This is a genomic window from Streptococcus oralis subsp. oralis (genome assembly GCF_002096495.1).
Taxonomy (GTDB): domain Bacteria; phylum Bacillota; class Bacilli; order Lactobacillales; family Streptococcaceae; genus Streptococcus; species Streptococcus oralis_CU.
On sequence record NZ_NCUO01000012.1, the window covers coordinates 125,984 to 151,685 of the forward strand.

Sequence of the window (25,702 nt, forward strand, 5' to 3'; positions counted from 1 at the left end):
CGATAGAAGTCTGAGATTGTATGCTTGGACTTCTTTTTGGAGGGAAAACAGATGTCTCAAATCGAAAGAATCAAGCAAGCCATTATGGCGGATCCGCAAAATACCAGCTATACAGAACGTGGAATCGAACCTCTCTTTGCGGCGCCAAAAACTGCCCGCATCAATATTGTCGGTCAGGCTCCTGGGCTTAAAACGCAAGAAGCTGGGATTTATTGGAAGGATAAGAGTGGCGATCGCTTGCGTGAGTGGCTAGGTGTGGATGAAGACACCTTTTACAATTCGGGCTTGTTTGCAGTTATTCCCATAGACTTTTATTTCCCAGGACATGGAAAATCGGGCGACCTTCCCCCCCGTAAAGGCTTTGCCGAAAAATGGCACCCACAACTCCTCAAGGAATGTCCAAATATTGAATTGACCCTTTTGATTGGACAATATGCCCAGGCCTATTATCTTCATGAGAAGGTTAGTGGCAAGGTAACAGAGCGGGTAAAACGCTACAAAGACTATCTACCAGAATTTTTCCCTCTGGTGCACCCCTCACCACGAAATCAAATCTGGATGGCTAAGAATCCTTGGTTTGAGTCAGAAGTGGTGCCAGATTTGAAAAAAAGAATTCAAAAGATTCTTGGAGAAACAAAATGAAAGAAATTACTTTTAACGATTTTTACCAGCTTTATCAAAATGAGCAACTTTCTCTAGTGGACGTGAGAGAAGTAGAAGAGTTCGAGACGCTTCATTTAGAAGGTGCTCAGAACCTACCACTTAGTCAATTGACTGATATCTATGATCAATTGGACAAGGACCTCTTGCATTATGTCATTTGTAAATCTGGGATGAGGTCAGCGCGTGCTTGTCAATTTCTAGCTGAACAGGGTTATGACGTTATCAATGTCCAAGGTGGAATGACGGCCTTTGAAAATCTTTAAAGCTATATAGCGATAGATCCTAATCTTCCCTTGCTCGGTTCCAACTGAGTGAGGGATTTTTGTTTTTAGATAATTCTTATTTTTAAAAATATTGAAAACATTCAATGATTAATTTTGGATACTTTTTTCAGAGTCTTAATCATGGTATACTAGGTCAGTATTTTAGAAATTTGAAGGAGATTTTTATGGCTAAAAAAGGTGCCCTAACAGGCTTGCTCCTGTTTGGAATATTTTTTGGTGCGGGAAACTTGATTTTTCCACCTTCTCTAGGTGCTTTATCTGGAGAACAATTTCTTCCTGCCATCGCAGGTTTTGTCTTTTCAGGTGTTGGTATTGCCGTCTTGACACTTATCATCGGAACGCTCAATCCTAAAGGATACATTTATGAGATTTCTAAGAAAATCTCACCTTGGTTTGCGACGCTTTATCTTGCAGTCCTCTATCTATCAATTGGTCCCTTCTTTGCCATTCCGCGTACAGCCACAACAGCTTACGAAGTTGGGATTAGCCCCCTCTTGTCTGAAGCAAATAAAGGCCTAGGATTGATTATCTTTACCGTGCTTTACTTTGCCGCAGCTTATTTGATCTCGCTCAATCCATCAAAAATCTTGGATCGTATCGGACGTATCTTGACACCAGTCTTTGCTTTGCTTATCGTTATCTTAGTTGTACTAGGTTCCTTTAAATATGGTGGAACAAGTCCTCAAGTAGCTTCAGAAGCCTATCAAGCATCTGCTTTCGGGACAGGTTTCCTAGAAGGGTATAACACCTTGGATGCCCTAGCCTCAGTGGCCTTCAGTGTCATCGCTGTTCAAACCTTGAAACAACTTGGATTTTCAAGTAAGAAAGAGTACATCTCAACCATTTGGATTGTTGGTATCGTTGTAGCTCTTGCCTTTAGCGCTCTTTACATTGGTTTAGGATTCCTTGGAAATCACTTCCCAGTACCAGCAGAAGCGATGAAGGGTGGAACACCAGGTGTTTATATCTTGTCGCAAGCAACTCAGGAAATCTTTGGTTCAACAGCTCAACTCTTCCTTGCTGTTATGGTAACTGTAACCTGCTTCACAACGACAGTTGGATTGATTGTGTCGACAGCAGAGTTCTTTAACGGACGTTTCCCACAAATCAGCTACAAGGTCTATGCAACAGCCTTTACCTTGATTGGATTTGCCATTGCAAATCTTGGTCTTGATGCAATAATTAAGTACTCAGTGCCAGTACTGGTAATCTTGTACCCAATCACCATCGCCATTGTGATGATCGTGATTGTGAATAAGTTTGTCGCCCTATCAAAACCGGGCATGCAGTTAACAATAGGAGTTGTCACAGCAATCGCTGTTGCAAGTGTTCTTGGAAGCTCCTTTAAGATTGAGTTTCTAGCAAATCTTGTGAATGCTTTGCCTTTTGCTAAGGCGTCCCTCCCTTGGTTGGTGCCAGCTATCATCGGGATTTTGCTTTCCTTGGTCCTTCCGAACAAGCAAGAAAGCGATGTTTTTGAAATGGAATAAAAAAACTTGGCCTTGGCCAAGTTTTTTCTATTAATCTTAGTTGGTTTTTTCAGTGTAACCAGATTCTTCAAGCATTTTCTTCGAAGCTGCATAACTTATACGGTTTCCAAAGCCAGAAAATTCGTTTGGCATTGCTTTTTTTAGGTCAGCAAGAGTTGCAACAGTCATGTCAACTTCCATGCTTAGAATAACTTTTTCGTCTTTGATTTCAATTTTTTGTGTTACCCCTTTGACACCCTCATAACCTTTATAAGTATCCTCAACAATTTCTTTAATGCCTTCTGCTGTATTATCAAGTTTAGCAGGATCAAAAACATTATAAACTGTTTGTTTTAGAATGTCGTCTCCTTTTACAGTATAAGCTAAGGTAGACTCAATACCAGGCTTGCTGTTGTGAACAAAGGTGTGAGTTTTCGTTTCTTCTTTCTTTTCAGATGATTGTTGGTTGCTCTGCTTGTTTTCGCTTGATTGAGCAGTTTTGTCTTCCTTGGCACTACTATTGGTAGGAGTTGATGCTTGTTTAGAGCATCCGAGCAGGAGGACAAGTGAAGCCACTAGGGCTAGTGAAGTTTTAACATAAGTTTTCATAGAATTTCCTTTCATAATCAAAGTATTTTGTATTATAACATGATTCTACTTCAAAATCAACTAGACCTCCCCTCTCATCTGACCTGACATGACAATGAACAGAAACTAGTCAGACGATTAAAGTTTTCTCTCGATCTATTTCAAAGAACTTTTATCCTATGGATTGAAAAGTGGATGAAGTTTCAAATGCACTTTTTATGGGATTTGGAGGAATCTATTGGACTCATCAGTTAGGAATATAGTAAAATACCCCAAGAGTCAGAGTTGTGTCTAACTTTTGGGGTGGGCCTACACTAGTCTATATGAAATTTTGGGAGATTAGTTCGTCTTTTCTGTGAATCCCATTTTTTCCAGTGCTTTTTTAGAGTTTGAGAAACTGACACGATTGCCGATACCAGAATATTCTTCAGGAAGTGCTTTTCTAAGTTCGCTAATGCTTGCAACTGAGAAGTCAACTTCTAGATTTTGAACAACTTTTCCATCTTTGATTTCAATCGTTTGTTTAACACCTTTGAGTCCATTATAACCTTTGTACTTTTCTTCGATAAAACTCTTGACATCTTCTGGAGTTGCGTTAAGAATATCAGGATCTGCAACATTATGAGCGGTTTGCTTGATAACATTGTCGCCTTCTACAGTATAAACCAAGTTAGAAGTGATTCCAGAATTATTCTTGTTTACAAAGGTATGTGTTTTAGTTGTTTCTTTCTTTTCAGATGATTGTTGACTGCTTTGTTTGCTCTCACTTGACTGAGTTGTTGTGTCTTCTTTGCTACTGCTGTTAGCAGGTGTTGATGCTTGTTTGGAACATCCGAGCAGGAGGACAAGTGAAGCCACAAGGGCTAGTGATACTTTAAAGTATGATTTCATATTTTTTACTTTCCTTTCATAATCAAAGTATTCGTATTATAACATGGATCGATAGTGAAAGCAACTAAACACAGTTTTTCTCCTTTTGATAAGGAGTCTGACTAGAAAAATGTTATAATGGTAGGAAAGAGGTGAAGAAATGAATCAGACTATAAACTATATCAAAGAACTAACCGCTATTGCATCCCCAACGGGTTTTACTCGTGAGATTTCAGACTACCTAGTCCATACTTTAGAAGAGCTTGGTTACAAGCTTGTTCGCACATCTAAGGGTGGTGTCAATGTAACAATCAAAGGTCAAAATGACGAACAACATCGCTATGTAACTGCCCATGTAGACACACTTGGAGCCATTGTGCGTGCAGTCAAGCCAGATGGTCGTCTCAAATTGGACCGTATCGGTGGTTTTCCTTGGAACATGATTGAAGGTGAGAATTGTACCGTTCATGTGGCTAGTACAGGTAAAACGGTATCTGGAACGATCCTCATCCACCAGACATCTTGCCATGTCTACAAAGATGCAGGAACTGCTGAACGCACTCAGGACAATATGGAAGTGCGTTTGGACGCAAAAGTAACCAATGAAAAAGAAACGCGCGCCTTGGGCATCGAGGTCGGTGATTTTATCAGCTTTGACCCACGAACTATCGTGACAGAAACTGGTTTTATCAAGTCTCGCCACTTGGATGACAAGGTCAGCGCAGCAATTTTGCTCAATCTTCTTCGTATTTACAAGGAAGAGGGGATTGAATTGCCAGTAACAACTCATTTTGCTTTTTCAGTCTTCGAAGAGGTGGGTCACGGTGCGAACTCCAATATTCCAGCTCAGGTAGTGGAATATCTAGCTGTGGATATGGGAGCTATGGGCGATGACCAGCAGACGGATGAATATACAGTGTCTATCTGTGTCAAGGACGCTTCAGGTCCCTATCACTATGACTTCCGTCAACACTTGGTAGCTTTGGCGAAGGAGCAAGATATTCCATTTAAGCTCGACATTTATCCATTTTACGGTTCGGATGCTTCAGCAGCTATGTCAGCAGGAGCAGAGGTTAAGCATGCCCTCCTTGGAGCTGGTATTGAATCCAGTCACTCTTACGAACGAACACACATTGATTCGGTCGTGGCGACTGAGCGTATGGTAGACGCCTATCTCAAGAGCACCTTGGTAGACTAATATGTGCTTGATTTGTCAAAGAATTGAATGGATCAAGGAAGGGGAAAATCCCTACTTTGTAAAAGAACTAGAAACAGGATATGTAGTTATTGGAGACCACCAATACTTTAAGGGCTATACCTTATTTCTAGCAAAAGAGCATGTCACAGAACTCCACCATATGGAGACTTCTGTAAAACTTCGTTTTCTAGAGGAAATGAGTTTGGTCCAAGAAGCTGTTGCCAAAACGTTTAAAGCTGAAAAGATGAACATTGAACTTCTAGGAAATGGAGATGCCCACGCTCACTGGCACCTATTTCCAAGACGATCAGGTGATATGAGGGGTCATGGATTGAATGGCCGTGGTCCAGTCTGGTGGGTGCCCTGGGAAGAAATGGCGGCAGAAGATTGCCAAGTACAATCGCCAGAGTTGGAACAAATGATTAAAGCCTTATCCGATGAATTAGAGAAGCACTTGGTCTAAGAGAGGAAGAAAAAATGAAAAAAAGATACATTGTTTTATCTGGTTTGCTGGCAGTAACCCTAGCAGCATGTTCTCAAGAAAAACCTAAAAATGAAGAAAACACTCAAAAAACGGAACAAACTAGTCAACCTGAAGGAACTGTAGGGAGCAAATCTCAAGCCTCTAGTCAGAAGAAAGCAGAAGTTGTCAATAAGGGAGACTACTATAGTATTCAAGGGAAGTACGATGAAATCGTCATAGCTAATAAGCACTATCCTTTGTCAAAAGACTATAATCCAGGAGAAAATCCAACAGCTAAAGCAGAGTTGGTCAAACTCATTGCAGCAATGCAAGCAGCTGGCTACCCAATCAGCGATCACTACAGTGGTTTTAGAAGTTATGAAACCCAAACCAAACTTTATCAAGACTATGTGAATCAAGATGGGAAGGAAGCTGCAGATCGCTATTCAGCACGCCCAGGTTATAGTGAACACCAAACGGGTCTTGCTTTTGATTTGATTGGTACTAATGGAGAATTGGTAACAGAGGAGAAGGCAGCCCAGTGGCTCTTAGATCATGCGGCTGACTATGGCTTTGTTGTTCGCTATCTCAAAGGCAAGGAAAAAGAGACTGGCTACATGGCAGAAGAATGGCATCTTCGCTACGTTGGAAAAGAAGCCAAAGAAATTGCTGCAAGTGGTCTCAGTTTGGAAGAGTACTATGGCTTTGAAGGCGGAGATTACGTCGATTAAAAAAGTAATTTTTCTCTTGCATTTTTAGATAAATAGTGTATAATGGAAAGGTATGTGTAAAGCATACTTGTGGGAGGTAAAAATCTTACATTACCGCCAAAACCACAAAGGAGGATTTAAAAATGGCTAAAAAAGTCGAAAAACTTGTAAAATTGCAAATCCCTGCTGGTAAAGCTACACCAGCTCCACCAGTTGGACCTGCTCTTGGTCAAGCTGGTATCAACATCATGGGATTCACAAAAGAGTTCAACGCTCGTACAGCTGACCAAGCTGGTATGATCATTCCAGTTGTTATCTCAGTATACGAAGACAAATCATTTACTTTCGTTACAAAAACACCACCAGCTGCTGTTCTTTTGAAAAAAGCTGCAGGTGTTGAAAAAGGATCAGGTACACCTAACAAAACTAAAGTTGCTACAGTTACTCGTGCACAAGTACAAGAAATTGCAGAAACTAAGATGCCAGATTTGAACGCAGCAAACATTGAGTCTGCAATGCGTATGATCGAAGGTACTGCTCGTTCTATGGGATTCACTGTTGTTGACTAATCAATAACACAGTAGAAAATCTCACAGCAGTCTATTAGTTACTTTTCATACTAGGTAAGTGACTGATGCTTGTACTTGGGTACGGCAAAGGAACTTAAGGAAGTAGGAAAAGAATATTAATAGATTGAAAACCCGCAAGACTTCATCATTTCGAGAAGTGACGTGGGAGATGAAAATCGATTGAACCACTTACAAGGAGAATAGAAAATGGCTAAAAAAAGCAAACAACTTCGTGCTGCTCTTGAGAAAATCGACAGCACAAAAGCATACAGTGTAGAAGAGGCTGTAGCACTTGCAAAAGAAACTAACTTTGCAAAATTTGACGCAACTGTAGAAGTTGCTTACAACTTGAACATCGACGTTAAAAAAGCTGACCAACAAATCCGTGGCGCAATGGTATTGCCAAACGGTACTGGTAAAACTTCACGCGTTCTTGTTTTTGCACGTGGTGCAAAAGCTGAAGAAGCAAAAGCTGCTGGTGCAGACTTTGTTGGTGAAGATGACCTTGTTGCGAAAATCAACGACGGTTGGTTGGACTTCGACGTAGTTATCGCTACACCTGACATGATGGCTCTTGTTGGACGTCTTGGACGTGTCCTTGGACCACGTAACTTGATGCCAAACCCTAAGACTGGTACTGTAACAATGGATGTTGCTAAAGCAGTTGAAGAGTCTAAAGGTGGTAAAATCACTTACCGTGCTGACCGTGCAGGTAACGTTCAAGCAATCATCGGTAAAGTATCATTTGAAGCTGAAAAATTGGTTGAAAACTTTAAAGCTTTCAACGAAACAATCCAAAAAGCAAAACCAGCTACAGCTAAAGGAACTTACGTAACAAACTTGACTATCACAACTACTCAAGGTGTTGGTATCAAGGTTGACGTAAACTCACTTTAATTAACAGATTTTTAAAAACGAGTACGAATGTGCTCGTTTTTTAGGTACAACGGGCATTCCGTTCATCTGAGGTGTAAGTCCTCTGTAGGTACCATATACTAGTAAACCCAAAAGTGATTCCCAAACCTGACTATTTTGAGTAGCTGATCGAACGGCATTAGGATAGACTGTTTAAGTCTGACGTTGGAAATAAGAATCGGCAGAGAAAGAGATAGAGAAATCTTAGCTATACGAATAGGCACGTGATAGTAAAGCGTATATAGCGGACAAGGAGGCCAGTAACTCTAAAGTACAAATATGTAATCGTAACCTATATGCGTAAACTACGTGAGCAATTGAATTCGAACTAGAGAGGTGATTAATAGATTTATGCCTATAGTCATGGCAGCTTGTATGCTTTTGATTCTAGTTTATCAAATAATAAATTAGAATTGTCAGATAATATAATTTTATGTTATAATGAAGAAAAAATAGAGGTGTTCAAATGTCAGAAGCAGGTCATAAGTTTTTAGCAAAACTGGGGAAAAAACGCTTACGTCCAGGTGGAAAACGTGCTACAGATTGGTTAATTGCGGAAGGAGGATTTTCAAAAGAAAAGAGAATACTAGAAGTTGCGTGCAATAGGGGAACTACAGCAATTGAGTTGGCACAGCGTTTTGGTTGTAAGATAACTGCTGTTGATATGGATGGACAAGCCTTAGAAGCGGCTAAAAAATCTGCTGAAACGGCAGGTGTTGGTCATTTGATCAGATTTGAAAGAGCAAATGCAATGAAACTTCCTTATGAAGATGCTAGTTTTGATATTGTTATAAATGAAGCTATGCTGACTATGCAAGCCGATCAAGCTAAGAAAAAATGTGTAATGGAGTATCTAAGGGTTTTAAAACCTGAAGGCCTTCTTTTGACACATGATGTGCTTCTTAAGGAAGCTAAAGAGTCTGTCAGACAGGAATTGTCACAAGCAATTCATGTAAATGTAGGTCCTTTAACTCAAGATGGTTGGGAACAGGTGATGAGAGAATCAGGTTACCATGATGTGAAAATATTGACTGGTGAAATGACATTAATGAAATTATCAGGTATGATTTATGACGAAGGTTGGCTAGGAACTTTGAAAATTTGCGTAAATGCTTGTAAAAAGGAGAATAGAAAGCAGTTTTTAACTATGTATAAAATGTTTGCTAAGAATAAACAGAAATTGGGCTTTATTGCTATGGCTAGTTATAAATCGTCAAATCGTTAGATAATTATTGGAGTTAACTTTTCCTTGTTTCTTTCTTAAAAAATATGCTATAATAGAGAGTAAAAAACTTTGAAAGAAAGAAAAAGATGAATTTAAAAGATTATATCGCAACGATTGAAAATTATCCCAAGGAAGGCATCACATTCCGTGATATCAGCCCATTGATGGCAGATGGCAATGCCTATAGCTATGCTGTTCGTGAAATCGTTCAGTATGCAACTGACAAGAAAATCGACATGATCGTGGGTCCAGAGGCTCGCGGATTTATTGTTGGCTGCCCAGTTGCTTTTGAGTTGGGGATTGGCTTTGCACCTGTTCGTAAACCAGGGAAATTACCACGTGAAGTCATTTCAGCTGACTATGAAAAAGAGTACGGTATTGATACCTTGACTATGCACGCTGATGCCATCAAACCAGGTCAACGCGTTCTCATCGTAGATGACCTCTTGGCGACAGGTGGAACTGTCAAGGCAACCATTGAAATGATCGAAAGACTTGGTGGAGTTGTGGCAGGTTGTGCTTTCTTGATTGAACTTGATGAACTTAAAGGCCGCGAAAAAATCGGTGATTACGATTACAAGGTACTTATGCATTATTAATGAAAAACAGTCCTTGGGGCTGTTTTCTCTTCATCTGCTATATAAACAAACTATAGCTAGTTAGAGAAAAACTATAATTGAAAACTATATCTTCTTGCAGTATAATAAAAGGACTAAGTGTTTGAGATTTGACTTCAAACACATTCAATTATTTCTAAAAGAGTACAGTTAGGAGGATATTATGCCGATTCGGATTGAAAAAAAATTACCTGCTGTTGAGATTCTAAGGACAGAGAATATCTTTGTCATGGATGATCAACGGGCTGCTCACCAAGATATTCGACCTTTGAAGATTTTGATTCTAAATCTGATGCCTCAAAAGATTGTGACAGAAACACAACTCTTGCGGCATTTGGCCAATACGCCTCTTCAGTTAGATATCGATTTCTTGTATATGGAAACGCATCGTTCAAAGACGACTCGTGCCGAACATATGGAGACCTTCTATAAGACCTTCTCAGAAGTTAAGAATGACTTTTTTGATGGAATGATCATCACGGGAGCTCCAGTGGAGCACTTACCTTTTGAGGAGGTGGACTACTGGGAGGAGTTTAAACAGGTCATCGAATGGTCCAAGACGCATGTTTTTTCTACCCTGCATATCTGTTGGGGTGCCCAAGCAGGTCTTTATGCTCGCTATGGAGTTGAAAAATACCAGATGGAGCAGAAGCTGTCAGGTATTTACCCGCAGGATACCTTGAAAGAGGGCCATCTACTCTTTCGTGGGTTTGATGATAGCTATGTAGCTCCCCATTCTCGTCATACAGAAATCTATAAGGAAGAGATATTGGGAAAAACCAATCTGGAAATCCTCTCTGAGGGAGAACAAGTCGGTGTTTCTATTTTAGCTAGTCGGGATCTTCGTGAGATTTATAGTTTTGGTCATTTAGAATATGACCGTGATACTCTAGCAAAAGAGTATTTTCGTGATTGTGAGGCAGGACTTAATCCTAACATTCCGGAAAATTACTTCAAAAATGATGATGTGAATGAGACACCGTGTCTCTGTTGGTCTTCATCAGCTGCCCTCTTTTTCAGTAACTGGGTTAATTATGCTGTTTATCAGGAAACTCCTTTTGACTGGAAAAAGGTAGAGGACGATGCAGCTTCATTTGGATATTTATAAGAGGAATTATGACATATTTTGACGCTTTTAAATCAGGGAACTTGGTTTTGCCAAGTGCCCTGCTCTTGCATTTTAAGGAACTCTTTCCTTCCAGCGAAGATTTTCTCGTCTGGCAATTTTTCTATTTACAAAATACCACAGCCCTAGGAGATGTTTCGCCTAGCCAGATTGCTGAAATCATTGGGAAAGAAGTGGCAGATGTCAACCAATCTATTTCGAATTTGACTGAAAATGGGTTACTACAATATCGAACCATTGAACTAAACGGGGAAATTGAGCTGATTTTTGATGCTAGTTTGGCTTTTGAACGCTTGGATAGCTTGTTGGATAGCCAAACTCTAGCTACAACTGCTCCAAACCCGCAGAATCAGTTGAAGGATCTGGTTGAAACTTTTCAGCAGGAATTGGGACGCTTATTAACACCATTTGAAATCGAGGATCTTTCCAAGACGGTCAAAGAAGACGGAGTTAAGGCGGATTTGATTAAGGAAGCTCTCCGAGAGGCCGTCCTCAATGGGAAGCCAAACTGGAAATATATTCAGGCAATCTTACGAAACTGGCGCCACGAAGGCATTCAGTCTGTTGCCCAAGTAGAGGCCAAACGAGCAGAGCGAGAAGCGAACAATCCCAAACAAGTTCAGGCTTCGGATGATTTCCTTGATGCCATGAATTTGTGGCAAAATTAGTCGCTTGAAAAATTTTGAAAATTAGAGTAAGGTTTGCAAGCTCCTTATAAATATGATAGAATAATAGTGAATAAAATGAAAAAAGAGGTATGTGAAATGTCACGTAAACCATTTATCGCTGGTAACTGGAAAATGAACAAAAATCCAGAAGAAGCAAAAGCATTTGTTGAAGCCGTTGCATCAAAACTTCCTTCATCAGACCTTGTTGAAGCAGGTATCGCAGCTCCTGCGGTTGATTTGACAGCTGTTCTTGCTGCTGCTAAAGGATCAAACCTTAAAGTTGCTGCTCAAAACTGCTACTTTGAAAATGCAGGTGCGTTCACTGGTGAAACAAGCCCACAAGTTTTGAAAGAAATCGGTACTGACTACGTTGTTATCGGTCACTCAGAACGTCGTGACTACTTCCATGAAACTGACGAAGACATCAACAAAAAAGCAAAAGCAATCTTTGCAAACGGTATGCTTCCAATCATCTGTTGTGGTGAGTCACTTGAAACTTACGAAGCTGGTAAAGCTGCTGAATTCGTAGGTGCTCAAGTATCTGCTGCTTTGGCTGGATTGACAGCTGAACAAGTTGCTGCATCAGTTATCGCTTATGAGCCAATCTGGGCTATCGGTACTGGTAAATCAGCTTCACAAGATGATGCACAAAAAATGTGTAAAGTTGTTCGTGACGTTGTAGCTGCTGACTTTGGTCAAGAAGTTGCTGACAAAGTTCGTGTTCAATACGGTGGTTCTGTTAAACCTGAAAACGTTGCTTCATACATGGCTTGCCCAGACGTTGACGGTGCCCTTGTTGGCGGTGCGTCACTTGAAGCTGAAAGCTTTTTGGCATTGCTTGACTTTGTAAAATAATCTAAGTTATTTCAGACAGTCTTCTAAGACTGTCTTTTTTTTAAAGACTGTATATTTTTCTTAAATTATCAGTCTATTACAACTTTTTTAATATGGGTTAATTTTCTTGCTTTTGTCTACTAGGTGTAGTATACTGAGGTAGTAATCAATAAATATGGTTACAAAAATAATATTATGAGGTGAAAAAAATGGTTGAATTGAAAAAAGATGCATTAAAAGACGTAACAACATTATCTAAGACAGCGCCAGTAGCATTGGTAAAAACAAAGGAAGTATTGAACCAAGCAGTAGCGGACTTGTATGTGGCTCACATTGCCCTTCACCAAGTACACTGGTATATGCGTGGTCGTGGTTTCCTCGTATGGCATCCAAAAATGGATGAATACATGGACAGCCTTGATGGTTATCTTGACGAAATCAGCGAACGTTTAATTACCCTTGGTGGCAAACCTTACTCAACTTTGACAGAATTCCTTCAACACAGTGAAATCGAAGAAGAAGAAGGAGAATTCCGTAACGTTGAAGAAAGCTTGGAACGTGTTCTAGCTATTTATCGCTACCTCATCAGTCTTTTCCAAAAGGCTTTGGATGTGACTGACGAAGAAGGCGATGATGTTACAAACGATATCTTTGTTGGTGCTAAGGCTGAACTTGAGAAAACAGTTTGGATGCTTACAGCAGAACTTGGACAAGCTCCTGGTCTGTAAGATATAGTTGCTACCCCTTTTATCATGAGGTGCTTGATAAGTACCCATGAACAATCATCTTTTAAAAGTCATGTAACTGTAAAAAGTTGCATGATTTTTTGTTTGCTGGACTTAGGATACATTGTCAAATGTAGGATTTTACGGTATAATAGTTGCTGTTCAATAACATATGAATTTTAAAGAATAATTGTTAGTTTTAGGAGGACTTATGAACAACTTACCAAATTGCCCAAAATGCAATTCAGAATATGTCTACGAAGACGGAAGTCTCTTAGTCTGCCCAGAGTGTGCCTATGAGTGGAATCCTGCAGAAGTTGCAGAAGTAGAAGAAGGTGTTGTTGCTATCGATGCCAATGGAAATAAATTGGCTGACGGCGATACTGTAACCCTTATCAAGGACTTGAAAGTAAAAGGTGCGCCAAAGGATTTGAAACAAGGAACTCGCGTTAAAAATATCCGTATCGTAGAAGGTGACCACAACATCGACTGTAAGATTGATGGTTTTGGAGCCATGAAACTCAAGTCAGAATTTGTTAAGAAAATCTAGCCATGAAACTGAATTATAAATTTATCTTTTATAGTCGTGTGCTCTTGTTTTTAGCGGCATTTACAGGAGTTTATCTAGAGATTACCAAGCACGGTGGCTTTGGTATGCTCCTTTACTACACAGTGTTGTCCAATCTTTTGGTAACGATTTTCACGGGTTATCTGCTCCGTGTGATGAGTCGTTCAGGTGAAAATTGGCAAAGTCCGACCTTGCTTCGTCTCAAGGGTGGTGTTACCATGAGTATCATGATTACCTGTGTGATTTACCATTTTATGCTTGCTCCGATTGCGACAGACTTTTACCGTGTGGAAAATTTCCTTTGCCACTATATCGTTCCACTCTGGTTTTTAGCAGACACCCTCTTCTTTGATAAACGTGGGGAATACAAGATCTGGGATCCAGTCTTATGGACCATCTTGCCCTTGGTTTATATGATTTTTGCCTTGTTTAACGGCCTGGTCTTAAAACTCAATATTCCGAATTCCAAGGACAATCCCTTCCCATATTTCTTTTTAAATGTGAACAAGGGTTGGGACGTGGTTATCAAATGGTGTTTGATCATTTTTGCAGCGTATATGGTTGCAGGCTTCATCTTCTATCTGATCAAGCAAATCAAGCGAAAATAGTCTTCCTATTAGGAAAGTTAGGACGGAGTCTCTAGTTCAATCGGGCTCCTTCTTTTCTTGCCATCTTCCTTTTAAAAGGATAAACAGTGAGAAATATACAGAAAGAAAATTCATGAAACAATATTTAGAACGGGCTAGTATTTTGGCCCTCTCCCTCGTTTTGATTACCTCCTTCTCCATCTCAAGTGCTCTGCCAGCCATGTTTGACTACTATCAAGGCTATCCCAAAGAACAAATCGAGCTCCTGGTCAGTCTTCCTTCTTTTGGAATTATGATTATGCTGGTTTTAAATGGGTTTTTGGAGCGGTTATTTCCTGAGCGTCTTCAGATTAGTCTAGGGCTTCTCATCCTCTCTATAGGAGGAACAGCCCCCTTCTGGTATCAGGAGTACAACTTTGTCTTTGCGATGCGGATTTTATTTGGCTTGGGTGTTGGGATGATCAATGCTAAGGCCATTTCCATCATCAGCGAACGCTATCATGGAAAGACACGGATTCAGATGTTGGGTCTTCGCGGATCAGCAGAAGTTGTCGGAGCATCGATTTTGACTCTAGTCGTCGGTCAACTCTTATCCTTGGGATGGACAGTGACCTTCTTGGCCTACAGTGCGGGATTTTTAGTATTGATCCTTTATCTGCTCTTTGTCCCTTATGGGAAAGAGAAGAAAGAAACAAAGAAAAAAGAGACCGAAACGACTAGTTTGACAGGACAGATGAAAGGCTTGATTTTTCTATTGGCTGTCGAAGCAGCAGTTGTTGTCTGCACCAATACAGCTATCACCATTCGTATTCCTAGTCTGATGGTGGAAAGAGGTCTAGGGGATGCCCAGTTATCGAGTTTGGTTTTAAGTATCATGCAGTTGATTGGTATCTTGGCAGGTGTGAGTTTTTCTTTCTTTATCTCTCTGTTTAAAGAAAGGTTGCTCCTTTGGTCAGGTATCACCTTTGGATTGGGGCAAATTGTGATTGCCTTGTCTCCGTCATTGGGTGTGATGGTAGTTGGAAGTGTTGTGGCAGGTTTTTCTTACAGTGTGGCCTTGACCACTGTCTTTCAGCTTCTTTCTGAAAGAATACCAGCTAAGCTCCTTAATCAGGCAACATCTTTTGCAGTGCTAGGATGCAGTTTTGGAGCCTTTACGACACCTTTCATTCTTGGGGCGATTGGCTTGGTGACTCAAAACGGTATGTTGGTCTTCACCATTTTAGGATGTTGGTTGATTGTCACTTCTATCTTTGTTATGTACGCACTTCAAAAGAGAGCTTAGGATTAATTTCCTAAGTTTTTCTTTCTGGGAATTTTGTACCCAGACAATTATTGGTTTTTAAACTTGTTTACACTTTTATTTCCTGATAAAATAGAAGTTATGACAAGATATAAAGCAATCATTTCCTATGATGGTTATGGCTTTGCCGGTTTTCAGCGCCAGCCTCATGCGAGGAGCGTTCAAGAGGAAATTGAGAAAACCTTAACGAGACTCAATAAGGGGCAAGCCATCACTGTTCACGGTGCTGGTAGGACGGATAGTGGGGTTCATGCTCTTGGTCAGGTCATTCATTTTGACCTGCCCTATCAGATGGATGAGGAAAAACTCCGTTTTGCTCTGGATACCCAGTCTCCAGAAGATATTGGTGTGATTTCGATTGAGATTATGGCGGATGATTTTCATTGTCGTTATGCCAAGCATAGCAAGACCTATGAGTTTATAGTAGATAGGGGGCGTCCTAAAAATCCCATGCGCCGTCACTATGCTACTCACTTTCCCTATCCCCTCGATGTGGAGCGGATGCAGGAGGCTGTCAAGAAATTAGAAGGAACCCACGATTTTACCGGTTTTACAGCATCTGGGACTAGTGTAGAGGACAAGGTTCGGACCATTACAGAAGCCAGTCTTAGTGTTGATGAGACAGGGCAGTTTTTGACCTTTAGCTTTTCAGGGAATGGTTTCTTGTATAAGCAGATTCGCAATATGGTGGGAACGCTGCTCAAAATCGGAAACAACCGCATGCCAGTTGAGCAGATTGACTTGATTTTGGAGAAGAAGGACAGGCAGCTAGCAGGTCCAACGGCTGCACCGAATGGCTTGTATTTAAAGGAGATTCGTTATGAAGAATAATCGTATTTTAGCCCTTTCTGGGAATGATATTTTTAGTGGCGGTGGATTGTCAGCTGATTTGGCTACCTATACCTTAAATGGTTTGCATGGCTTTGTAGCAGTGACTTGTTTGACGGCCTTGACCGAAAAGGGCTTTGAAGTCTTTCCAACTGACGATGCCATTTTTCAACATGAATTGGATAGCTTACGTGATGTCGAGTTTGCAGGAATTAAGATTGGCCTTCTTCCTACTGTCAGTGTGGCTGAGAAGGCCTTGGACTTTATCAAGCAACGTCCAGGAGTGCCTGTGGTATTGGACCCCGTTTTGGTCTGCAAGGAAACGCACGATGTAGCTGTTAGTGAACTCTGTCAAGAGTTGATTCGCTTTTTCCCTCATGTCAGTGTGATTACGCCAAATCTTCCTGAAGCAGAATTATTGGCTGGTCAGGAAATTAAAACATTGGAAGACATGAAAGCTGTAGCGCAGAAATTGCATGATTTAGGAGCGCCAGCAGTTATTATCAAGGGAGGCAATCGCCTCAGTCAGGACAAGGCAGTGGATGTCTTTTATGATGGACAAACTTTCACTGTTCTAGAAAACCCAGTCATTCAAGGCCAAAATGCGGGTGCAGGATGTACCTTTGCCTCAAGCATCGCCAGTCACTTGGTTAAAGGGGATGAACTTTTACCAGCAGTAGAGAGCTCGAAAGCTTTCGTTTACCGTGCTATTGCACAAGCAGATCAATATGGAGTAAGACAATATGAAGCAAACCAAAACAACTAAAATCGCACTTGTATCTCTTCTAACCGCTCTTTCAGTAGTCCTAGGTTATTACTTGAAAATTGGAACGCCAACAGGAATGTTGACTCTCTTGGATGCAGGTATTTTCTTTACTGCCTTTTACTTTGGCAGTAAAGAAGGAGCCATCGTTGGAGGACTAGCAGGTTTTCTGATTGACCTTTTATCAGGCTTTCCACAGTGGATGTTCTTTAGCTTGGTAAACCATGGCTTGCAAGGATTTTTTGCAGGTTTTAAAGGGAAATGGCAATGGCTGGGCTTAGTCTTGGCTACAATCGTCATGGTAAGTGGCTATGCTCTAGGTTCTACCCTAATGAATGGCTGGTCCGCAGCCTTACCAGATATTCTTCCAAACTTCCTGCAAAATACCTTGGGTATGGTTGTAGGGTTTGTAGTTTTTAAGAGTGTCAAGAAGATAAAATAAAAAAGTCAGCTATAGGTAGCTTGATACTCAGCAGTCTAAATAATCTGAGTCCACTCACCTTATAAAACTTATAGCAAAATCTTAAAAGGACAGTTGATAATATACTGTCCTTTTATGTTGATATATTTTCTTTTTTTAGGATGCGCCTTATTTGGAATTTACTAAAATAGGAAAAGTTTTATAATAAATTTCCTATGAGTTTTTATTATTAGTTATCAGTCACTTTTTAAAGCAATCACCTAAATAAGGTCTATTAACTAAAACTGGTATTTTTCCTTCCGAATCTTAAAAGCAGTTTCACCACCTTCAAGAATATTCACAACTTGATTCATAACTTGTTTGTTATCAATCGATCCGATAGCATGTCCATTAATTTTGCCTTGTCCATCTTCTTCGACAAGTCCAATAATTAGTTCTGCATCACCAAAGACAGGAATGTTGGCATTATGAGTAGCAAAAATATATTGACGATTTGTTTTATTATTCCTAATTGAGGCAACTAAGCTATCTGCAATATAGGCATTATCAAGATTATCCTCAGGTTGATCAATAATTAAAGGATCCCTATTTTCGACTAATAGAATATTTAAGAGGGCTGTACACTGCTGACCTTTTGATAAATTATCCATAGATTTGAATTTATCTCCAACTTTGAGAGAAATATTAGTAATATCACCTAGAATAAGCTCTTCTAATTTCCAACATTGTTCATTAGTTAATCTACAAATTTTCTGCGAAGTGTTACTAGTTAAGTTATATTCTTTAGCCAACTCAACCGGCCCTTTTCGAATATTCTCGATAAAAGTAATCATGTCAAAATTTTTGTAATCACTAATAGATTGAATTGATTTATCGCCAATTCCTTCAATTTTTTTGAGTTCCTCCAACAAAGATTCTTTATTTTGTAGGCAATCGATTTCTATTTTAACTAATTTGCCTAGATTGGATTTATCCAGCTTTTTAATTCGTTTAGATACTGCATTAATATATTCTATATTAGCCTCTTTGCAATTCTCTAAAAGTTCTTTTCTAGCTTTCTTTAACTTCTCTAACTCTTCTTTAGTTGCTTCAATTTTCAATAGAGTAGGTTTTGAATCATTAATTTCTTTCAGCAGGCCACGATATTCTTCGAGCACTTCTTTACTATTTTTATCTTGTACTTCTGGAATGTCTTTGAATATTTTTTTGAATTTTATTTCTTCATTTTGCTTATATTTCCCCCACGACTCTTTTGTTTTTGAAACCTTTTCTTTTAGAGATGAAAATATCTTTTCTTGTTGTTTGAATATTATTTGACTTTCTCGATTATATTCATCTATAGAGTTAATGAGATTTGTTAAATCATCATTTTCTTTTCTGTCCCATTCATCAATTATTGATTCTATTACAATCTCATTATCTGTAATTTCATGATCACAGATAGCATCAGATAGTATAGATATTTTAGAGTCTATAGCGGTAATTTTAGTTATAGGAGCAATCTTTTCCTCTAACCCTGTTATAGAATTATAGTGTCTTAATTGTGATTGTTTCGCAGGTAAATCACTAGTATCTTTTTCTAATTTTTCTAGATTATTTGAAACTCTTAGAAGCTCCCGTGTATTTTCATTAAGAGATTCATATGCTTTTTTTCTTTTGTTAAGTATCTTTGAATCTATACAAATTAATCTTTTGACCGATTCGGTAATTCTTTTTTTGGATTTTATAACTTCAATTAATTCGTTTTGAGCATACACTTCTAAATTAGGCAATATTTCATCAATAGATAAATCAGATATTTCTCCGTTTTCATTTCTAATAGTAATATTTTGTTTATATCTCCTGCTAATATTAAATTGCTGTCCATTTTGCGAGTATGAAGTAATCGTTAACTTAACTTCGCCACCAGTTCCAAGATTCGACTCAGCAAAGGAGTCTATGTATTTTTCAAATTCTTTTGTGTAATGATATTTATCTAAACAATAAATAATTAGATTTATTAATGTAGATTTACCAGTTCCTCTACCTCCTATTATAGTAGAAACTTCATCAGAAAATGCAACAGCTAAGCCATCTAGGTATCCCCCAGATATAGAAATTTCGTCAATAGTGCTCTTATAGCACTTTTTTTCAGTACTGTTTAATTTTATCCTAGATTCCGAATCTTTAAATGCCATTTTAAATGCTTGAAAAGATAATTCTGACATTTTAACAAGTACACTAGCCACAGGCTTAGACAAATCTTCAGGCGATTCTATATCTGATGAGTTGATATATGCAATAGGTTTATTTCGTTTATAATTTGTATCCGTATTTTGAATTATATTTTTATAATTTGGGTCAATATTTTCTACGCTATTCGGAATTTGTGCAACAGAAAGAAGTTCATTTTTCCATATATGATTCATTTTCCCAATTTTAAGTATGCCATTGTCACCTGTAATATGGGCTGCATACCAGAAACCATCATTATCTTGAACTTTTTTAGCAATTTCTAAACATGAAAGATTGCTAGATTCAGTTCCATTTTTAATATCTGTAGGCAAGCCTAGTTGACCTAAAATCCTATTTAGTCTTGAATTATCGAATTCAGGTGAGAATAAACAAACCATATGAATTTTTTCAGCCGAAGAAATTTCAAACCCTGGTAAAGTTAAAATACCATTTTCAGACAGATAGGTTCGAAGGCTTGTAGAAGAGTCGATACTACCATGGTCTGCAAGGCCAACTACTTTTATTCCATTTTTTAAACACTCCTCAAGTATCTTTTTGTTATACTCTTCTTCATCAATAATAGTTTTTCCTCTAAACTTTGAATAAGAATATGGGTTTACTTGCAATGCGCATTTATAATATCTTGCATAATGTCTTTCCATAATATTTACCTGACCTTTGAATGTTAGTTTGAACTATCGCGATTTATTTTAAAAGCTCACGCAAAAAGTTATTTTTAAGCATATTCAAATTAAAAACATTTTGAATGTGTTCAAATGCTTCGGAGAGTGGTAAGTGAGCAGTTTTCCAACCTTGTCCATCTGTCACCCAGATAAACTCAATGTCATCTTTTGATTCTTTACTAAACTGATTAAGTTTAGTAAATTCACCAGCAACCGCTTTAAGTTTACTTCCACTGTCACCATAGTAGTTCGTTTCAATGAGCCAAACTTTATGACGTTCCCTAGAATAAACAGCTACATCAAAGTGCCGTTCTGATTTATCTACTAGCACCTCAATACCCCAATTTGATTTAATAAATGAGGCAGTTGCTTGAGCTTTCCATTCAAGTCCTTGTTTTTGAGCTATTTTTGCAACGTGTCGTTCTAAGATACCTTCCATTATTGTGCTACTACGATTTTTACGAGCGTTACTATCCAAACCAGCCTCTACACCATAAACATAATCAACTAAAGAACGGTTTACTTTAATTTGGAGAAAATCTAATAAACCAGATTGTTCCGCAAAAACAACATAATCCACAATTTGAGCTGACTTTTTGCTTGTCTCTAAGTTTAATCAAAATAAAGCAAATCTTTGCTGGTGCTTGTAAAGAGGTCAAAGCCATCCTTGGTAACAACACCGCAATCTTCGATACGAACACCGACTTTACCAGGGATATAGATACCTGGTTCAACAGAGAAGCACATGCCTTCTTCGATGACCATGTCGTTTCCTTCCATGATAGAAGGGAATTCGTGGACATCCATACCGATACCGTGACCGAGACGGTGGTTGAAGTACTCACCATAACCAGCTTTTTCAATGACTTCACGGGCAGCGCGGTCAACTTCATGTGCAGTCACACCTGGCTTGATAAAGTCAAGGGCAGCTTGTTGGGCTTCAAGGGTCAAGTTGTAAATGTCTTTCTTGAATTGGTCAGGCTTACCGACAGCGACCGTACGAGTCATATCTGAGGCGTAGCCATTAACCATGACACCGAGGTCAAAGAGGAGAAGGGCGTCCTTTTCAACTTTGTTTGCACCAGGAATTCCGTGTGGATTTGCAGCGTTATCGCCAGTCAAGACCATGGTATCAAAGCTCATTTCATAGCCTTCACGTTTCATGGCAAAGTCGATTTGCGCAATGATATCTGTCTCAGTCTTATCAAGAGAAATGTTGTCAAAACCAACTTTTACAGCCTTATCAGCATAGAGACCAGCAACCATCATTTTTTGAACTTCATCAGCTGACTTGATGAGGCGCATGCGTTGGATGCGAGGAGTGAGATTTTCAAATTCAGCAGTTTCAAAGACCGTTTTCAAACCATGGTATTTGGTTAAGATGAGATTGTCAAACTCAACAGCGACACGTTTGAAGTCAAGTTGAGGCAAAGCGTTTTTGATTTTTTGCCATGGATTTTCAGAATCCACATAGCCCACTACTGGGAAGGAAACAGTGCTGCTTGCACGCTCCACTTCAAGGGCTGGGACAAAGAGGAGAGGTTCCCGGTCCGCTAGGACAAAGAGGAACATTTGGCGTTCATGGGGATCACTGTAAAAGCCAGTGAGGTAATTGATAGTGACGGGGTCAGATACGACAGCGACGTCTAGTTTTTCTGATTCAAGATATGTTAGGATTTGTTGTAATTTAGACATATGCTACCTTCTTTCTACCCCTCTATTTTGGCAAAAAATGAGAGAAAATGCAAGGGAGAAGGGTAAAAGAACAGGCAAAAAGAACTCCGACAAGATAGGGGAGTTCTTTGATATAGTTTTTCTTGGTTTAAGAAAAGTCAGCCTTGCTTTTGACGTCGCTGTATTCTTCAGCGATTTCTTGACTGAGAATATCCTCATAGGCAGGGAGTTGGATGTCCTGACCGTATTTTTTTCGGAGGGCAGTAGTGACTAGGCGATAAGCCAAATTGGCATTACGAGAAAGGATAGGTCCGTGGAAGTAGGAACCAAAGACATTCTTATAATGAACTCCTTCGCCGACCTTTTCTTCGTTGTTTCCATTTCCATAGACCACCTGTCCCAGTGGTTTTTGGTCGTCTGAGAGGAAGGTACGACCCTGGTGATTTTCAAATCCATAGTAGGTTTCATTGAAATCTTCATTGTGAATCTTGATGTCACCGATAAAACGGTTATTGGTCTGGTTGAGGGTATAGTGGCCCATGACACCTAGACCTTCGATGCGTCTTCCGGAAGCTTCAATATAGTATTGCCCCAATAGTTGGAAGCCACCACAGATGGCTAGAACCACACCATCGTTTTGGATGTAGTTGTCAATGCTCTCTTTTTTAGCAGGTAAGTCGCCAGCGATAATACTCTGTTCAAAGTCTTGGCCACCACCGAAAAAGGCGATATCGTAGTGGTTTTCATCAAAGGCATCATGGAGAGAAACGATGTCAACCGTCACATGAGCTCCAAGTTTTTCAGCCACATACTTGAGCATGAGGATGTTTCCATTGTCCCCGTAGGTATTCATGAGGTTTCCGTAGAGGTGGGCGATGTTGAGCTGATAAGGGTAGTTGCCAGCTTTTGAGGAAATTGAAGTATAAACCATTAGTTCATCTCCTTTCTAACAATCTGACGACTAGCCAGCAGTTCGCGGAATTCCAGCATAGCAGTATAAGTAGCCAGGATATAGGCATGTTTGCAGTCCTGGTTCTCAATGGTCTTGAGAACTTGCTCCAGATTGCTTGTTTCAGTGATTTTATCAGCTGGGTATCCTGTCACCCGTAGACGACGCGCGATTTCAGAATGACGAACACCGCCAGCATTGATTTCAGGGATATCCATGTCAGTGATTTGTTCAAAGTCCGCATCCCAGATCCAGCTAGTGTCAATTCCATCTGCATAGTTGGCATTGAGGAGGACAGAAAGGCTAAATGGATAAGGCGCTAGTTTAATCATCTCGATAGCCTGAGTTGCACCGACTGGATTCTTGATGAGGACAAGGGTACATTCCTTGTCACCGATATGGAAGGTTTCCTGACGACCAAAGACTGCACGACTCTTGTCAAATCCTTGTTTGATCCGTTGCGAATCAGCGCCGAGGAATCGAGCAATGGCAACCGCAGCAAGGGCATTGTAGATGTTGTAAAGTCCACCGATTTGGATGCCGTATTCTTGTCCGTCAATGATAAAACGAGAGCGATTGTTGGTCAATTCAACCAAGTCTGTCAGACGGTAGTCCAATTCAGGACGTTTGCAGCCACAATTTTCACAGATATAGGCACCCAAATTGGCATAGGTATTGTGTTCGTATTTGAGGATACCTTGGCAGTCAGGACAGAGGATTCCTTCGGTATTGTAATGAGCTAGTTGGGCTGGTCCTTTTTCCAAGTCAAAACCAAAATACTGTACAGGATTTGGAATAGATGGCTTGTAGAAAAGCGGACTGTCACCATTGAGGAGAACTGTAGCCGTAGGCACCTTACGGATTGCATCCAAAATCATGTTATAAGTCGTGTAAATCTCACCATAGCGGTCCATCTGGTCACGGAAAATATTAGTGATGACAAAAAGGCTAGGATGGATGTAATCACAGATACGAGATAGACTGGCCTCGTCAATTTCGAGGACGGCAATATTTTTTCCAGTTTTAGAGGATTTGGCCGTCAAGAAGGTTGTCGTAATCCCTGTAATCATATTGGCACCGCTTGGATTGGTAAGAACCTGACCATAAATCTCTTTTAAGATGCCGACAGTGAGGGCAGTTGTCAGGGTTTTCCCGTTGGTTCCAGTGACCACGACAATCTCGTAGTTTTTAGCTAGGTTTTGTAAAATATCTTTATCAAAGTGAAGGGCAAGTTTTCCTGGGAGCGTACTTCCACGACCAAGACGGTTCAAGATGAAGTGAGAAGAACGCCCAGCTAGAAGGCCTAAAGTAGTTTTTAATTTCATGTTTCTATTATATCATAAAAGAAAGAAAAGACAGATTTGAGATTTCGCATAAACAAAAACAGCCCGATGAGGGCTGTTAGCTAAAAAATCAGTCTCAACTTAAATCGCAAACAAGTCATTCAAGTTCTCAGCCAAGGTTGGGTGAGTGAAGATTTGTTTTGTGAAGTAAGTGTAAGGAATCTTGTTGTCCATGGCAACAGTGATGATGTTGATGATTTCTTGAGAGCCTTCTGAGAAGATAGTTGCACCGAGAATTTCTTTTGTTTCAGTATTGACAACAGCTTTGAAGGCTCCGCGAAGGTCGCCATTTACGTGACCACGAGGCATTGCTGCAACAGGAATTTCCTTGACAGCGTATGGAAGTTTCAAATCAGCTGCTTGGCTTTCTGTCAAACCAACTTGAGAAAGTGCAGGTGTGATGAACATGGTGTTTGGTACATTGAGCCGGTCTTCGAGTGTGTAGCTGCCATCTCCAGCAAGATAGCTGTAGACAACACGGAAGTCATCAAGTGAAATGTAGGTAAATTGAGGTCCACCATTGACGTCTCCAACTGCAAAGACACCAGAAACGTTTGTTTGACAATGTTTGTCGACTTTGATAGCACCACGCTCTGTTAGTTCAATATCAGTATTCTCAAGTTGAAGTGGTTCTACGTTTGGCTTACGTCCAGTTGCGTAGAGAAGGGCATCGAAACGGTAGGTTTCGTTTTCAGTTACGACGAGCACTTGATCACCGTCGTTTTTGATTTCAGTAGTACGGATGTTTTGAAGCAATTCAATGCCGTCTTCTTCCATGTATTGTTTAGCAAGTGCTGCGATGGAAGGTTCTGCACGAGGAAGGAATGTGTCCAAGGCATCTAGAACTGTGACCTTGCTACCAAGTTTGTTGTAGAGTCCTGCAAATTCAAGACCGATGTTTCCACCTCCAAGTACTCCAAGTTTTTCAGGCAATTTGTCCAAGTTTTGGATACCTGTTGAGTCAAAGACATTCTTACTTGTAGCAAGTCCAGGAATAGGTAAGACGTTTGAAACAGCGCCAGTGTTGATGACAATTGTTTCAGCAGTCAGTTCTTGTTTTTCATCACCTGCTTGGATTTCGATGACTTTATTTGAAAGGAAGTGTGCTTCCGCATCAAAGATATCTACGCCTGTACCAGCAACAGTTGCATAGTTTTTACCATTGAGGCGACCAGTGATAGTATTTTTGGTAGCAATGACTTTTTCAAAAGACAAATCTTTCTCAGCAGCAACTAACAAGGTTTTAGTTGGGATACATCCGATATTGATACAAGTTCCGCCATACATAGCTTTACTACGTTCAACGAGGGCAACTTTTTTGCCAGCTGAAGCCAATTTACCAGCTAGTGTTTTACCAGCCTTACCAAATCCAATAACAATTAAATCGTATGTTAACATTTTTTAATCCTCCTGTTTGATTTCATTCTAGCACAAGAAAAAAACTT

The 25,702-nt window shown here is 39.8% G+C and carries 27 protein-coding genes and 1 pseudogene; 20 read left to right on the forward strand and 8 right to left on the reverse strand.

The window, feature by feature from the left end; all coding sequences use genetic code 11:
• Positions 1-51 precede the first annotated feature (51 nt).
• The 3 genes from B7717_RS06065 to brnQ all read left to right on the forward strand — a co-directional run bounded on the left by B7717_RS06065 (position 52) and on the right by brnQ (position 2,437).
• A complete protein-coding gene (locus B7717_RS06065; protein ID WP_049549960.1) occupies positions 52-642 on the forward strand; it encodes a uracil-DNA glycosylase family protein in 591 nt (196 codons plus the stop codon).
• A complete protein-coding gene (locus B7717_RS06070; protein WP_049549959.1) occupies positions 639-926 on the forward strand; it encodes a rhodanese-like domain-containing protein in 288 nt (95 codons plus the stop codon). Before B7717_RS06065 ends, B7717_RS06070 begins: the two co-directional genes overlap by 4 nt.
• A gap of 185 nt (positions 927-1,111) precedes the next feature.
• On the forward strand, positions 1,112-2,437 hold the full coding sequence (gene brnQ / locus B7717_RS06075) for a branched-chain amino acid transport system II carrier protein (RefSeq protein ID WP_162287140.1): 1,326 nt from the start codon (positions 1,112-1,114) through the stop codon (positions 2,435-2,437).
• Positions 2,438-2,473: 36 nt separating this feature from the next.
• Here the strand turns inward: brnQ and B7717_RS06080 are convergent, their stop codons facing one another.
• Together B7717_RS06080 and B7717_RS06085 are read right to left on the reverse strand one after the other, a co-directional pair.
• Positions 2,474-3,025, reverse strand: a complete 552-nt coding sequence (locus tag B7717_RS06080) for a DUF1307 domain-containing protein (RefSeq protein ID WP_084881425.1) — start codon at positions 3,023-3,025, stop codon at positions 2,474-2,476.
• A gap of 318 nt (positions 3,026-3,343) precedes the next feature.
• Complete coding sequence (locus B7717_RS06085) at positions 3,344-3,895, reverse strand: DUF1307 domain-containing protein (RefSeq protein ID WP_000844328.1); 552 nt, start codon at positions 3,893-3,895, stop codon at positions 3,344-3,346.
• A 139-nt stretch (positions 3,896-4,034) separates the two neighbouring features.
• Here B7717_RS06085 and B7717_RS06090 point away from each other — a divergent pair, with 139 nt between their 5' ends.
• The 17 genes from B7717_RS06090 to B7717_RS06170 all read left to right on the forward strand — a co-directional run bounded on the left by B7717_RS06090 (position 4,035) and on the right by B7717_RS06170 (position 17,415).
• The gene (locus tag B7717_RS06090; RefSeq protein WP_084944382.1) at positions 4,035-5,072 is read left to right on the forward strand and encodes a M42 family metallopeptidase; all 1,038 of its coding nucleotides are present in this window, start codon (positions 4,035-4,037) and stop codon (positions 5,070-5,072) included.
• A gap of 1 nt (position 5,073) precedes the next feature.
• Complete coding sequence (locus B7717_RS06095; RefSeq protein WP_084944383.1) at positions 5,074-5,535, forward strand: HIT family protein; 462 nt, start codon at positions 5,074-5,076, stop codon at positions 5,533-5,535.
• Between the two features lie 14 nt (positions 5,536-5,549).
• Positions 5,550-6,266 carry an LD-carboxypeptidase LdcB/DacB gene (gene ldcB / locus B7717_RS06100; RefSeq protein ID WP_000747741.1) on the forward strand — a complete coding sequence of 239 codons (717 nt, stop codon included), beginning with the start codon at positions 5,550-5,552 and terminating at the stop codon, positions 6,264-6,266.
• A 122-nt stretch (positions 6,267-6,388) separates the two neighbouring features.
• Complete coding sequence (rplK, locus tag B7717_RS06105) at positions 6,389-6,814, forward strand: 50S ribosomal protein L11 (RefSeq protein ID WP_001085808.1); 426 nt, start codon at positions 6,389-6,391, stop codon at positions 6,812-6,814.
• Positions 6,815-7,021: 207 nt separating this feature from the next.
• Entirely contained in the window at positions 7,022-7,711 is a 690-nt protein-coding gene (gene rplA / locus B7717_RS06110) for a 50S ribosomal protein L1 (protein ID WP_001085675.1), read from the forward strand.
• 484 nt (positions 7,712-8,195) lie between these two features.
• Positions 8,196-8,954, forward strand: coding sequence for a class I SAM-dependent methyltransferase (locus B7717_RS06115; RefSeq protein WP_049477952.1), 759 nt, complete (start codon positions 8,196-8,198; stop codon positions 8,952-8,954).
• An 86-nt stretch (positions 8,955-9,040) separates the two neighbouring features.
• Positions 9,041-9,553 (forward strand): adenine phosphoribosyltransferase, encoded by a 513-nt coding sequence (locus tag B7717_RS06120; protein WP_001049316.1) that lies wholly within the window; start codon positions 9,041-9,043, stop codon positions 9,551-9,553.
• 181 nt (positions 9,554-9,734) lie between these two features.
• The gene (metA, locus tag B7717_RS06125) at positions 9,735-10,679 is read left to right on the forward strand and encodes a homoserine O-acetyltransferase MetA (RefSeq protein ID WP_084944384.1); all 945 of its coding nucleotides are present in this window, start codon (positions 9,735-9,737) and stop codon (positions 10,677-10,679) included.
• An 8-nt stretch (positions 10,680-10,687) separates the two neighbouring features.
• Entirely contained in the window at positions 10,688-11,365 is a 678-nt protein-coding gene (locus tag B7717_RS06130; RefSeq protein ID WP_084944385.1) for a DnaD domain-containing protein, read from the forward strand.
• A 96-nt stretch (positions 11,366-11,461) separates the two neighbouring features.
• Positions 11,462-12,220 carry a triose-phosphate isomerase gene (gene tpiA, locus B7717_RS06135; protein WP_000087899.1) on the forward strand — a complete coding sequence of 253 codons (759 nt, stop codon included), beginning with the start codon at positions 11,462-11,464 and terminating at the stop codon, positions 12,218-12,220.
• Positions 12,221-12,408: 188 nt separating this feature from the next.
• On the forward strand, positions 12,409-12,927 hold the full coding sequence (locus B7717_RS06140; RefSeq protein WP_084944386.1) for a Dps family protein: 519 nt from the start codon (positions 12,409-12,411) through the stop codon (positions 12,925-12,927).
• 208 nt (positions 12,928-13,135) lie between these two features.
• The gene (locus B7717_RS06145; RefSeq protein ID WP_001061600.1) at positions 13,136-13,474 is read left to right on the forward strand and encodes a zinc ribbon domain-containing protein YjdM; all 339 of its coding nucleotides are present in this window, start codon (positions 13,136-13,138) and stop codon (positions 13,472-13,474) included.
• A gap of 2 nt (positions 13,475-13,476) precedes the next feature.
• On the forward strand, positions 13,477-14,100 hold the full coding sequence (locus tag B7717_RS06150) for a Pr6Pr family membrane protein (protein WP_000775203.1): 624 nt from the start codon (positions 13,477-13,479) through the stop codon (positions 14,098-14,100).
• 112 nt (positions 14,101-14,212) lie between these two features.
• Entirely contained in the window at positions 14,213-15,364 is a 1,152-nt protein-coding gene (locus tag B7717_RS06155) for an MFS transporter (RefSeq protein ID WP_084944387.1), read from the forward strand.
• A 99-nt stretch (positions 15,365-15,463) separates the two neighbouring features.
• On the forward strand, positions 15,464-16,213 hold the full coding sequence (gene truA, locus B7717_RS06160) for a tRNA pseudouridine(38-40) synthase TruA (RefSeq protein ID WP_084944388.1): 750 nt from the start codon (positions 15,464-15,466) through the stop codon (positions 16,211-16,213).
• Positions 16,203-16,976 carry a bifunctional hydroxymethylpyrimidine kinase/phosphomethylpyrimidine kinase gene (locus B7717_RS06165; RefSeq protein ID WP_000794752.1) on the forward strand — a complete coding sequence of 258 codons (774 nt, stop codon included), beginning with the start codon at positions 16,203-16,205 and terminating at the stop codon, positions 16,974-16,976. Before truA ends, B7717_RS06165 begins: the two co-directional genes overlap by 11 nt.
• Positions 16,954-17,415, forward strand: a complete 462-nt coding sequence (locus B7717_RS06170; RefSeq protein WP_084944389.1) for an ECF transporter S component — start codon at positions 16,954-16,956, stop codon at positions 17,413-17,415. The genes B7717_RS06165 and B7717_RS06170 overlap by 23 nt, the downstream gene beginning before the upstream one ends.
• Before the next feature lie 257 nt (positions 17,416-17,672).
• Here B7717_RS06170 and B7717_RS06175 read toward each other — a convergent pair whose 3' ends face one another.
• From B7717_RS06175 to B7717_RS06200, 6 genes and pseudogenes are all read right to left on the reverse strand, one after another.
• Positions 17,673-20,270 (reverse strand): TrlF family AAA-like ATPase, encoded by a 2,598-nt coding sequence (locus B7717_RS06175; RefSeq protein WP_000439558.1) that lies wholly within the window; start codon positions 20,268-20,270, stop codon positions 17,673-17,675.
• A gap of 43 nt (positions 20,271-20,313) precedes the next feature.
• A pseudogene (locus B7717_RS06180) lies at positions 20,314-20,877 on the reverse strand (DpnII family type II restriction endonuclease); the annotation flags it as partial.
• A gap of 26 nt (positions 20,878-20,903) precedes the next feature.
• On the reverse strand, positions 20,904-21,986 hold the full coding sequence (locus B7717_RS06185; RefSeq protein WP_000040917.1) for a M24 family metallopeptidase: 1,083 nt from the start codon (positions 21,984-21,986) through the stop codon (positions 20,904-20,906).
• 127 nt (positions 21,987-22,113) lie between these two features.
• Positions 22,114-22,896, reverse strand: a complete 783-nt coding sequence (gene gatD, locus B7717_RS06190) for a lipid II isoglutaminyl synthase subunit GatD (protein WP_084944390.1) — start codon at positions 22,894-22,896, stop codon at positions 22,114-22,116.
• Positions 22,896-24,239: a lipid II isoglutaminyl synthase subunit MurT gene (murT, locus tag B7717_RS06195; RefSeq protein WP_084944391.1), complete on the reverse strand. Its 1,344-nt coding sequence runs from the start codon at positions 24,237-24,239 to the stop codon at positions 22,896-22,898. The genes gatD and murT overlap by 1 nt, the downstream gene beginning before the upstream one ends.
• Before the next feature lie 99 nt (positions 24,240-24,338).
• Positions 24,339-25,655, reverse strand: a complete 1,317-nt coding sequence (locus B7717_RS06200; protein ID WP_084944392.1) for an FAD-containing oxidoreductase — start codon at positions 25,653-25,655, stop codon at positions 24,339-24,341.
• Positions 25,656-25,702 lie beyond the last annotated feature (47 nt).